12 protein-coding genes are annotated in these 10151 nt (G+C 68.5%); 11 read left to right on the top strand and 1 reads right to left on the bottom strand.

From position 1 onward, the window contains the following. The first annotated feature begins 172 nt into the window (after positions 1 to 172). Positions 173 to 997, top strand: a complete 825-nt coding sequence (locus E3T48_RS11615; protein WP_420898371.1) for a PPK2 family polyphosphate kinase — start codon at positions 173 to 175, stop codon at positions 995 to 997. A 145-nt stretch (positions 998 to 1142) separates the two neighbouring features. Here E3T48_RS11615 and E3T48_RS11610 read toward each other — a convergent pair whose 3' ends face one another. After that, positions 1143 to 2375, bottom strand: a complete 1233-nt coding sequence (locus tag E3T48_RS11610; protein ID WP_241986783.1) for an isochorismate synthase — start codon at positions 2373 to 2375, stop codon at positions 1143 to 1145. Between the two features lie 63 nt (positions 2376 to 2438). Between E3T48_RS11610 and ubiE the strand changes: the two genes are divergently transcribed. The 10 genes from ubiE (at position 2439) to E3T48_RS11560 (ending at position 10148) form a co-directional block, all read left to right on the top strand. Next, positions 2439 to 3179, top strand: a complete 741-nt coding sequence (ubiE, locus tag E3T48_RS11605) for a bifunctional demethylmenaquinone methyltransferase/2-methoxy-6-polyprenyl-1,4-benzoquinol methylase UbiE (RefSeq protein WP_134524200.1) — start codon at positions 2439 to 2441, stop codon at positions 3177 to 3179. 32 nt (positions 3180 to 3211) lie between these two features. Next, complete coding sequence (locus E3T48_RS11600; RefSeq protein WP_134524199.1) at positions 3212 to 4282, top strand: polyprenyl synthetase family protein; 1071 nt, start codon at positions 3212 to 3214, stop codon at positions 4280 to 4282. Between the two features lie 10 nt (positions 4283 to 4292). Further along, positions 4293 to 5678, top strand: a complete 1386-nt coding sequence (locus tag E3T48_RS11595) for an FAD-dependent oxidoreductase (protein WP_134524198.1) — start codon at positions 4293 to 4295, stop codon at positions 5676 to 5678. Between the two features lie 6 nt (positions 5679 to 5684). Further along, a complete protein-coding gene (locus E3T48_RS11590) occupies positions 5685 to 6317 on the top strand; it encodes a prepilin peptidase (protein ID WP_134524197.1) in 633 nt (210 codons plus the stop codon). A 500-nt stretch (positions 6318 to 6817) separates the two neighbouring features. Next, complete coding sequence (locus E3T48_RS11585; protein ID WP_134524196.1) at positions 6818 to 7003, top strand: Flp family type IVb pilin; 186 nt, start codon at positions 6818 to 6820, stop codon at positions 7001 to 7003. Positions 7004 to 7192: 189 nt separating this feature from the next. After that, the gene (locus E3T48_RS11580) at positions 7193 to 7378 is read left to right on the top strand and encodes a Flp family type IVb pilin (RefSeq protein ID WP_134524195.1); all 186 of its coding nucleotides are present in this window, start codon (positions 7193 to 7195) and stop codon (positions 7376 to 7378) included. Positions 7379 to 7490: 112 nt separating this feature from the next. Next, positions 7491 to 7871, top strand: coding sequence for a TadE/TadG family type IV pilus assembly protein (locus tag E3T48_RS11575; RefSeq protein WP_241986782.1), 381 nt, complete (start codon positions 7491 to 7493; stop codon positions 7869 to 7871). A gap of 35 nt (positions 7872 to 7906) precedes the next feature. Continuing rightward, positions 7907 to 8854: a Tad domain-containing protein gene (locus tag E3T48_RS11570; RefSeq protein ID WP_166789716.1), complete on the top strand. Its 948-nt coding sequence runs from the start codon at positions 7907 to 7909 to the stop codon at positions 8852 to 8854. Positions 8855 to 8862: 8 nt separating this feature from the next. Next, entirely contained in the window at positions 8863 to 9600 is a 738-nt protein-coding gene (gene cpaB, locus E3T48_RS11565) for a Flp pilus assembly protein CpaB (RefSeq protein WP_134524192.1), read from the top strand. Then, the gene (locus E3T48_RS11560; protein WP_134524191.1) at positions 9597 to 10148 is read left to right on the top strand and encodes a hypothetical protein; all 552 of its coding nucleotides are present in this window, start codon (positions 9597 to 9599) and stop codon (positions 10146 to 10148) included. The genes cpaB and E3T48_RS11560 overlap by 4 nt, the downstream gene beginning before the upstream one ends. Positions 10149 to 10151: the final 3 nt, after the last annotated feature.

The raw sequence follows: 10151 nt of genomic DNA, 5'->3' as shown, positions 1-10151 counted from the left end.
CGCCCGGCCCGGTAGCCCGGCCCCGCCCGCCCGCCGGGTCGCCGCCCTGGCGCGGCGCGGTGCCGCTGCGCCAGAATGGCCTCCACCGGCGAATGATCGGCGGCACTGGCTGAAGCGTGACGAAGGGTGCACCGTGGGCGACCTCACGAAGAAGTTCTGGAACGACGACCCGATCTCGCTGCTCCGGGTGGGGCCGTGTTTCCGGCTTTCCGAGGTTGACCCTGGCTCAACCCCCGGCTTCGAGGGAGTGGACAAGCGGAACGCGGACGAGGCCCTCGCCGAGGGGGCCGGCGTGCTCTCCACCCTGCAGGAGAAGCTCTTCGCCGGAAGCAAGTTCGGCGACACCCGCCGGGTGCTGCTCGTGCTGCAGGCGTTGGACACCGCAGGCAAGGGCGGGATCGTGCGGCACGTCGTCGGCTCGGTCGACCCGCAGGGCATCCGACTGTACGCGTTCAAGGCGCCGACCGAGGAGGAGCGGGCGCACGACTTCCTCTGGCGGGTGCGAAGGCGCCTGCCGGACGCCGGCCTGATCGGGGTCTTCGACCGCTCGCACTACGAGGATGTGCTGATCGCCCGGGTGCGCAGCCTTGCCCCGCCGGCCGAGCTCGAGGCGCGCTACGGCCAGATCAGGGAGTTCGAGCAGCAGCTCGCCGACGAGGGAACCACGATCGTCAAGGTCATGCTGCAGATCGGCTCGGCCGACCAGAAGGCGCGGCTGATGGAGCGGCTCGACCGCCCCGACAAGCACTGGAAGTACAACCCGGGAGACGTCGACGAACGGATGCGCTGGGATGACTACCAGGAGGCTTACCAGCTCGCCCTGGAGCGCACGTCGACGCCGACCGCCCCCTGGTTCGTGGTGCCGGCCGAGAAGAAATGGTACGCCCGCCTCGCCGTGCAGCGCCTGCTCATCGGCGCCCTCGAGGGTCTGCGCCTCGAATGGCCGCCGGCCGCCTTCGACGTGGCCGCCGAGAAGGCCCGCCTGGCCGCGACCTGACCCGTCCCTCCCGCGCCCCGCGCCCCGCGTCGAGATCGTCCTTTCCGGTCGAAGCCGACTCGCACGCCGGTCGGTCTCGACCGGAAAGGACGATCTCGACGGGCGGCGGCGCTCGGCGGGCGGGGCGGCGCAGAGCCGGGGCAGGTCAGCCGAAAGCCTCGACGATCGGGCGGAACTTCATCCGGGTTTCGGCGAGTTCGCGGTCGGGTTCGGAGTCCAGCACGATCCCGCAGCCGGCGTAGGCCGTGACGTCGCCGGTGGGGGTGACCTGCGCGCAGCGAAGCGCGATCGCCCACTCGCCGTCACCGTCGGCGCCGACCCAGCCGACCGGCCCGGCATACCGGCCGCGGTCGAACGGCTCCAGCTCGCGGATCAGCGCGAGCGCGGCCTCGGTCGGCGTGCCGGCGACCGCGGCGGTCGGATGCATCGCCGCAATCAGGTCGAGGGAGTTGGATCCGTCGCTGAGGGTGCCCTCGACATCCGTCGCGAGGTGCCACAGATTGGGCAGTTTCACGGTGAACGGGATCTCGCTCGTGGTCAGGTGCGAGGTGTGCGGCCGCAGTGAGGCAAGCACGCTCTGCACGGCGAACGCGTGCTCGTCGCCGTCCTTGGACGAGGTGGCGAGGTGGAGCGCGGCCTCGAGGTCGGATGCCGCGTCCGCACCGCGGGACATCGTGCCGGCCAGCACCCGCGCGTTCACCTCGCCGTGGTCGGCGCGGATCAGCGTTTCGGGGCTCGACCCGACGAGCCCGTCGACCGCATAGGTCCAGCAGTCCGGGTAGCCCAGGGCGAGTTCGCTCACGGCCCGGCGCAGGTCGGATTCGGCTGGCAGGCGCCCGACGAGGTCGCGAGCCAGAACGACTTTGTTGAGGTCGGCGGCGGCGACCCGGCCGATGGCCTCGCCCACCGCGGTGCGGTAGCCGTCCGCGGTCAGCGCGCCAGGCAGGAGGGAGATGCGGTACTCGTTGCCGAGCGGCCGGAGGGCGAGCGGGATATCCGGCCTGGTGCCGCCGGTGGGCCAGATCCGGGTGGCCCAGCACTTGCCGTCTTCGCGGCCGACGATGACCTGGGGCACGATCAGTACGCTGGTCTGCGCCGAGGACGCGTCGAAGGCGAACGCCCCGAAGGCGAGCAGCCCGGTGCCGGTGCGAGAGAGCGGATCGGTCACGGTGGCCGCGGCGACGACGTCGCGCCAGGCGGCTGCGGCATCCGTCAATCGGGTCGGTCCGGAGAATTCGAGCCGCAGGGCGGTGCCGATGCCGGCCAGGCCCTGGTTGCGTCGCATCCACAACAGCGGTTCGTGGCTGTCGAGCAGAAGGATGAGTTGGCGGACATCGGCGATAGGAGTGGTTTCGACCGTCAGGGCCTGCGCATTCACTCGCCCAGCCTATGCCAGCAGGGTGGAGGCCAGGCGTGCGCGCAGGCAATCTAGACTGGGGGAGTGAGCAGAGCAGACCTCAATAAGCAGCCCGAGCAGGTTGCTGCCATGTTCGACCAGGTCTCCACCCACTACGACCGCACGAATGCGGTGCTGTCGGTCGGGAACGCGGCGCTCTGGCGGATGGCGGCCACCCGAGCCGTGGCCCCGCAACCGGGCGACCGGATCCTCGACATCGCGGCCGGCACCGGCACCTCGAGCGCGGCGCTGACCAGGACCGGCGCGCATGTCGTGGCCGCCGACTTCTCGGCGGGCATGATCCGGGTCGGCCGGGAGCGCCACGCCGACAATCCGTTGATCGAGTTCGTGCAGGCGGACGCCACCGCGCTGCCATTCGCCGACAACGAGTTCGACGCCGTGACGATCTCGTTCGGACTGCGGAACGTCGTCGAGCCGAAGAAGGCCCTCGCCGAGTTCTACCGGGTGACCAAGCCCGGCGGGCGCCTCGTCATCTGCGAGTTCTCCACCCCGCCCGTCGCGCCGATCTGCGCCGCCTACTTCGCGTACCTCCACCACGTCATGCCCCTCGTCGTGAAACTCGCATCGTCGAACGCCGAGGCCTACGACTACCTCGGCGAGTCGATCGCGGCCTGGCCTGACCAGTCCACCCTGAGCGGCTGGCTGCGGGATGCCGGCTACCAGGCCGTGGCGTATCGCAATCTGTCCCTGGGCATCGTGGCCCTGCATCGCGGCGTCAAGCCGGCGAACGCAGCGGACGCGACCGCAGCGGACACCACTTCCTGAGTCCTCCCCGTTCCGATCGATAGGCTGACAGAGTGAAACCGAGCGTGCCCCTGTTCCGCCGCGGCTCTTCCGTGACGAGCCAGCTCGGCCTCAGCGATCGCATTTTCTCGTCGAAGGGCGACCGCGGTCTGGCGGCCGGCATCGACGTCGGCCTCGAACAGGTCGAGGCGAGCCTGCTCGGCGAGGTCATCTTCGCCGATGAGGTCGCGAACGTCACCAGCCGGTACCTCCTGAACGCCGGCGGCAAGCGGGTGCGCCCCATGCTCGCCCTCCTCACCGCGCACCTCGGCAGCGGCGTCCTCGACGACGTGGTCACGGCCGCAACCGCGATCGAGATCACCCACCTGGCCTCGCTGTACCACGATGATGTGATGGACGACGCGCACCAGCGCCGCGGCGTGCCCAGCGCCCAGACCGTGTGGGGAAACTCCATCGCGATCCTCACCGGGGACCTTCTGTTCGCGCGGGCGAGCCAGTTGATGGCCCGGCTGGGCGAGCGGGCGATCCGGCTGCAGGCCGACACCTTCGAACGCCTCGTGCTCGGCCAGCTGCACGAGACCGTCGGGCCGCACGATGGTGAGGACCCGGTGGAGCACTACATCCAGGTGCTCGCCGACAAGACCGGGTCGTTGATCGCGGCCGCGGCCCAGGCCGGGGTCATCTTCTCCGACGCGCCCGATGACTTCGAGCGGCCGGTGGTGCAGTTCGGCGAGAAGATCGGCGTCGCCTTCCAGCTCATCGACGACGTGCTCGACCTGTCGCCCCAGCCCGAGGAAACGGGCAAGTTCGCCGGCACCGACCTTCGCGCCGGTGTGGCGACCCTGCCGGTGCTCCGGCTTCGGGAACGCGCACCCCGCGACCCGGGCGCGGCCGCCCTGCTGGCCAGGCTCGAACGCGATGTGATGTCCCCCGGCGCCCCTGCCGGCGACGCGGCGGACTCGGCGATTGCCGCCCTCCGCGAGCACGACGTCACCACCCAGACCCTCACCGAGGCGCACGGCTGGGCGCGCGACGCCGTCGCCGCGCTCTCCCCGCTGCCCGACGGATCCGTGAAGAAGGCGCTCACCCGATTCGCGGACACGATCGTCGAGCGATCCAGTTAGAAAGGCTTCCATGACCAAGTTGCGATTGGCCATTGTCGGCGCGGGACCTGCGGGCATCTACGCCGCCGACATCCTGCTCAAGGCCGAACGGAATTTCGAGGTGTCGATCGACCTGTTCGATCACCTTCCGGCACCCTACGGTCTGGTTCGCTACGGCGTCGCACCCGACCACCCGCGGATCAAGGGCATCATCACCGCGCTGCGCGACGTGCTCGACCGCGGCGACATCCGGGTCTTCGGCAACGTGCGCTTCGGGGTCGACATCACGATGGACGACCTGAAGACGCACTACAACGCGGTCATCTTCGCCACCGGGGCCGTGCGCGACGCCGATCTCAGGATCCCCGGGATCGACCTGGCGGGCTCCTACGGAGCCGCCCGGTTCGTCAGCTGGTTCGACGGGCATCCCGACTACCCGCGCACCTGGCCGCTCGAGGCCAGGCAGGTAGCGGTCATCGGCAACGGGAACGTGGCCCTGGATGTCTCGCGCATGCTCGCCAAGCACGCCGACGACCTGCTGCCCACCGAGATCCCGGCCAACGTCTACGAGGGTCTCAAGGCGTCCGCGGTGACCGACGTGCACGTCTTCGGCCGCCGAGGCCCGACCTCGGTCAAGTTCACCCCGCTCGAACTGCGCGAACTCGGCGAGCTGCCGGGCGTCGACATCGTCCTCTACGACGAGGACTTCGACTACGACGACGCCGCACGGGATGCGGTGGCCAGCAACAAGCAGGTCTTCGTGATCGACAAGGTGCTGAACAAGTGGCGCGAACGCCCGGCCGGCACCGCCAGCCGCCGGCTGCACCTGCACTTCTTCGCGAAGCCGGTCGAGATCGTCGACGACGGCGCGGGCCGGGTCGGCGCGATCCGGTATGAGCGCACCAGGCCGGACGGCCACGGCGGAGTCGTCGGCACCGGTGAGGTCCGCGACCTCCCGATGCAGGCCGTCTACCGCGCCGTGGGCTACTTCGGCTCCCCGCTGCCCGGTGTGCCGTTCGACAAGAAGCGCGGCGTCATCCCCAACCGCGAGGGCCAGGTGCTCTGGAAGGGCGAGCCGGGCTCCGGTTCGGCCAGCGCCAACCAGCAGCTCTACGGCGTCTACGCGACTGGCTGGATCAAGCGCGGCCCGGTCGGCCTGATCGGCCACACCAAGTCCGACGCGATGGAAACCGTGCGGCACCTGATCAACGACCTGGGCAATTGGTGGCACCCGGCCGAGCCATCGGAGGAGAGCGTGCTGGCGATGCTCGACGAACGCGGGATCGAGTACACCAACCTCGAGGGCTGGCACCGCCTCGACCAGCAGGAGCTCGCGCTGGGCACGGCCGAGGGGCGCGTGCGGATCAAGGTCGTTCCCCGCGACGAGATGGTCGAGATCTCCCGCGGCGAGGGCTAGACCCGCGTGGCACCCTGGGTCGCTATCGTCGCCGGGGTGATCGGCAGCGCTCTCGGGGTACCGCTCGTGCGCATCGCCGAACGGATGCTGCGTATTCGTCGGCGCTTCGCCTGGCCTGTTCGGGCCGCGGGCGTCGTGGCCACAGGTGCCCTCGTCGCACTGGTGGTCTGGAAGTTCGGACCGGGCTGGGAGCTGCCCGCGTACCTGTACCTGGCCCTCACTTCGGTGGTGCTCAGCGTGGTCGACCTCGCCGAGAAGCGGTTGCCCAATGCGCTCGTCTACCCGTCGCTGCTCGTGCTGCCGGTGCTGCTGGTGTTCGCGGCTGCGGCAACCGGGTCGTGGTCGGCCCTGCTGGGGGCTCTCGCGGGCGGTGCCGCACTGTTCGTGTTCTACTTCGTGCTCGCCCTGATCTCGCCGAGCGGCATCGGGATGGGCGACGTGAAACTCGCCGCGGTGATCGGCCTCGCCCTCGGCTACCTGGGCTGGACACCGGTGCTCGTCGGTTCCTTCGGGGGGTTCCTGATCGGCAGCCTGGTCTCGCTTGTGGCCCTGGCGGGGCGCCGGGTGACCCTGCGGGGCTCCCTGCCGTTCGGGCCGTCCATGCTCGCCGGTGCCTTCCTGGGCGTGCTCCTCGCCTAGAACCCGGTTGAACACCGCTCCGAATCTGCGCCGAAAAACCCCCGGCACGGGGGGCAGCCCGTCGGTGCGATCGGTCTACGGTGGTGGTGTCGCCGACCCGATGGCGAGTTCGCTTCACCCGAGGAGCGCTTGTGCACCCTTTTTCTGTACCTCTGCCCGATTGTCCGCGGTCGCGGCCGCGTTCACGTGATTCCGGCGGCTTCCCGCCCGACTCCGTTCTGAACCCTCGTCCAGCCGGTATGCCGGGAGGCCCATTCAGCGCGCTCGGCTGAGCCACCCGAACTGACCGGCCCTCACCCGAATGACGGCCTCACTCGCGACAAACCCGAGTCGCGAGTTATTGTCATGCCATGGTCAGGATTTACTCAGCTAATATTCAGCTACCCCCCAGACAGGGAGCCCCTGCACTGGGGCGTGGTGAGGTTTTCTCGACGAACGTAACTTGTGGTCAATCGCCCGGTCGCCCAGACCGGCCGGCCCACCCAGAACGGAAACCCGAGATGAAGTCCTATACCAGGATCCAGGCCGTCATCAACAGCATGCGCACCGACGAGGAAGGCGCCACCGCGGTGGAGTACGGCCTGATGGTCTCGCTCATCGCGGTCGTCATCATGACCGCCGTCGGACTGATCGGCACGTACCTGAACGCCAAGTTCGGCGACGTCGCGGCCAAGATCGGCCCCTAGGTCCGCGCCACGCGCCCGGCTGCGCTCGGTCGGAGGCCTTCACCCCTTCGGGAAGGCCCGCCGAGACCCCCCCCGATCTTCCCCCAGACCAGTCAGGCCCGCCCTGGGAGGAGCGAACACCCCGCGGGCATCAGCGTCACCTCACCACGCACGGTCGACCCGGCCGGCTTGACAGAACGGAAACCCGAAATGAAGTTCTACACCAAAATCCAGGCCCTCATCAACAGCATGCGCACCGACGAGGAAGGCGCCACCGCGGTCGAGTACGGCCTGATGGTCTCGCTCATCGCGGTCGTTATCATCGGTGCGGTCGGACTGATCGGCACGTACCTCAACACCAAGTTCGGCATCGTCGCAACCAAGCTGGCGCCGTAGCAACGACAGCAGCATCCGGTCGGCCATTCGGTCGATCCGGTTCGTGCGGTGGCGGCGGCTTCCCCCGAGGATGCCGCCGCCGCCCACACCGAAAGGCAGTCCGATGATGCGCATGCGCAGCACAGCAGGCGAACGCGGCGCGGCAGCGATCGAGTTCGCGCTCATCCTCCCGATTCTCGTCATCCTGGTGTTCGGCGTCATCGAGTTCGGCCGGGTCTTCAACGCCCAGATCTCCATCACCAACGCCGCTCGTGAGGGTGCCCGGTACATGGCCATTCACAACAACGCAGCCAACGCCAAGGCCGCCGCGCGGGACGCGGCACCCTCGCTCAGTCCGCTGCTCGCCCTGGGCGGCGTCGACGTCAGCCCAGGCACGTGCGTGGGCGGTTCGAGCGTCACCGTGACAACGCGTTACACCGTCGACTTCGTCACGGGGTTCTTCGGCGCCAACATTCCTCTGACTGGCAAGGGGGTCATGCAATGTGGTGGATGAAATCTCGACTTCGCTCCGAACGCGGGGCCAGCGCCGTGATGCTCGCCTTCCTGCTGGTGCCGCTGATCGGGGCCGTGGGATTCGCGATCGATGTCGGCGCCCTCTATGCCGAACGTGGGCAGCTCCAAAACGGGGCGGATGCCGCGGCGCTCGCGATCGCAGAGGATTGCTCCGACGGTGTGTGCAGCAACCCGGGCGGCCTGGCCGCGAGTTACACCAACGGCAACGCCAATGACGGCGCCGCCAACGTGCTCGCCCCGGATTTCTCCGTCAGTGGCCAGGTCACCATCAGGTCCAGCACGCGCGTGTCCGGCACGAATGCGCCGGCGATCAGCCACCCCTTCGCGGCAATACTCGGAATCCCTGCGTCCACTGTGGGGGCAACGGCCACGGCGCAATGGGGTGGTGTGGGGTCTGGGCCGGTGCTGGCGCTCGCGCTCTCCTGGTGCGAGTTCCAGGAGTCTTTGGCGGCCTCGGGCAACCACGTGACCATCCGGACCGACACCAACAAGACCTGCAAACGCTTCCCCTCGACGGAGATCATTCCCGGCGGCTTCGGCTGGCTCGACAACACCACGGCCCCGTGCGAGGCAACCATCAACCTCAGTTTGAACCTCAACGCCGCCGGAGAGCTCTGGGTCGACAGCGATGCGGGCGGGGACGCACCGAGTGCCTGCAAGTCCCAACTGCCGAGTCTCCTGGGCAAATCGGTGCTCATCCCGATCTATGACCTCACCCAGGGCACCGGAACCAACGCCAGATACCGCATCTATGCCTTTGCCGGTTTCACCATCACCGGTTGGAAGTTTCCCTCCACTCAGGTGCTCGACCCGCTCGCCCCGATCTGCGCGAGCGGTCTGACCTGCCCGAACGGCAGTTGGCGGGGCATCCAGGGCACGTTCACCAAGTGGGTCTCCATCGACAACGCATTCGGGCCTGGCGGTCCGGATCTCAACGACACCATCGTCACATTGATCAAGTAGGAGATGACATGAAAACTCGACTCATCGGCGCGATCCTCGCGATCGTCCTGGCCGTGGCCGGCACGGTCGTCCTCACCGGGTATGTCGGCGGCGCCGACGCCCGCGCGGCGGACGGTGCCGCGTTCGTGCCGGTCTACGTGGTCTCCCAGGAGATCCCCGCAGGCACGGCCGCGGAGTCCATCGGTTCGTTCATCACGGTGAAACAGATTCCGGCGATGGCGGCAGTGCGTGGGAGGGTCACGAATCTGGGCAAACTCAGCGGGAAGGTCGCGGACACGGCGCTCAAGCAGGGTGAGCAACTCCTCGCGTCGCGCTGGGTGAGTGCTGCCGAACTGGCCACCCGCGGTGAAATCGCGCTGCCCGACGGCATGCAGACGGTCACCATTGCGCTCCCCGTTGAGCAGGTCGTCGGGGGCACCATCACAGCGGGCGACACCGTTGGTGTCGTGATCGCGGCAACGCTGAAGGTCGCCGGCGCCTCGGAGGAGGTGTCGCTGGCCAAGCAGGTCTTCCACAAGGTACTGGTCACCGCCGTGCAGAAGGGCTCCACGACACCGGCAGCGAAGGGCGCTGACGCACCGACCGAACCGGTCAGCGTGGTCATGATCACACTCGCTCGCACCACGCCCGACATCGAGAAGCTCGTTTGGGGACAGAAATTCGGAACAGTATGGCTCACTGTCGAACCCAAGACAGCGGATGAGACCGCTGCGGGCGTCGTTGATGGGAATGCGGTGTTCCAATGAGCCGCCTGCTCCTCATCGGCCACAGCCATGACTTCGAAACCCGGTTGCACGTCCTCCTCGGACGCGCCCTCCGCCTTGTGAGGGGACGGTCTCTGGCCTTCGGCCCATCGGCGATCCTCGGCCGGCTGGTGGCGGCAGACCGACCCGACACGGCGCTCCTGGGTTCATTCCTGTCCCGGGACGGGGCGCGGGAACTCTCGGTCGGCCTGGCCAGGCTCTACCCGGGCATCGGCATCGTGACCGTTGGCGAGAACCGAGGCCCGCGGAACGGCTGGGTCGCCGAAGGGACCGTTCACCCGGTACTGAGCCGGAGTGCGGAGCGTACGCCCGTGATCTCTCCTGGTCGGCGGTCGAGCCGGTTCGACCGGCCAGCCCCGATGTACGGCGAGGTTCGGCCGTTCCTGGTGGAACTCGAACCGGCGCTGGAACCTGTCCTGGAACCCGATCTTGTCCGCATCCTCGCCGGGGAACCTGAAGCGCTCGTTCCCCAGGACATCCGGCAGCCGACCGTCGACACGTTGCCGACGCTGGACGGTGGGCGCAGCTAGATC

The organism is Cryobacterium fucosi (genome assembly GCF_004403515.1).
Classification (GTDB): domain Bacteria; phylum Actinomycetota; class Actinomycetes; order Actinomycetales; family Microbacteriaceae; genus Cryobacterium; species Cryobacterium fucosi.
Note: the sequence above shows the minus strand (reverse complement) of the source record. Positions and strands in the feature narration are given on the sequence as shown.

What these genes read in the sequence shown, in the direction of transcription:
- E3T48_RS11575 (WP_241986782.1), top strand. Translation starts at nt 7,491, where the DNA reads ATGCGCAGCACAGCAGGCGAACGCGGCGCGGCAGCGATCGAGTTCGCG.
- E3T48_RS11560 (WP_134524191.1), top strand. Translation starts at nt 9,597, where the DNA reads ATGAGCCGCCTGCTCCTCATCGGCCACAGCCATGACTTCGAAACCCGG.
- cpaB (WP_134524192.1), top strand. Translation starts at nt 8,863, where the DNA reads ATGAAAACTCGACTCATCGGCGCGATCCTCGCGATCGTCCTGGCCGTG.
- E3T48_RS11585 (WP_134524196.1), top strand. Translation starts at nt 6,818, where the DNA reads ATGAAGTCCTATACCAGGATCCAGGCCGTCATCAACAGCATGCGCACC.
- E3T48_RS11580 (WP_134524195.1), top strand. Translation starts at nt 7,193, where the DNA reads ATGAAGTTCTACACCAAAATCCAGGCCCTCATCAACAGCATGCGCACC.
- E3T48_RS11595 (WP_134524198.1), top strand. Translation starts at nt 4,293, where the DNA reads ATGACCAAGTTGCGATTGGCCATTGTCGGCGCGGGACCTGCGGGCATC.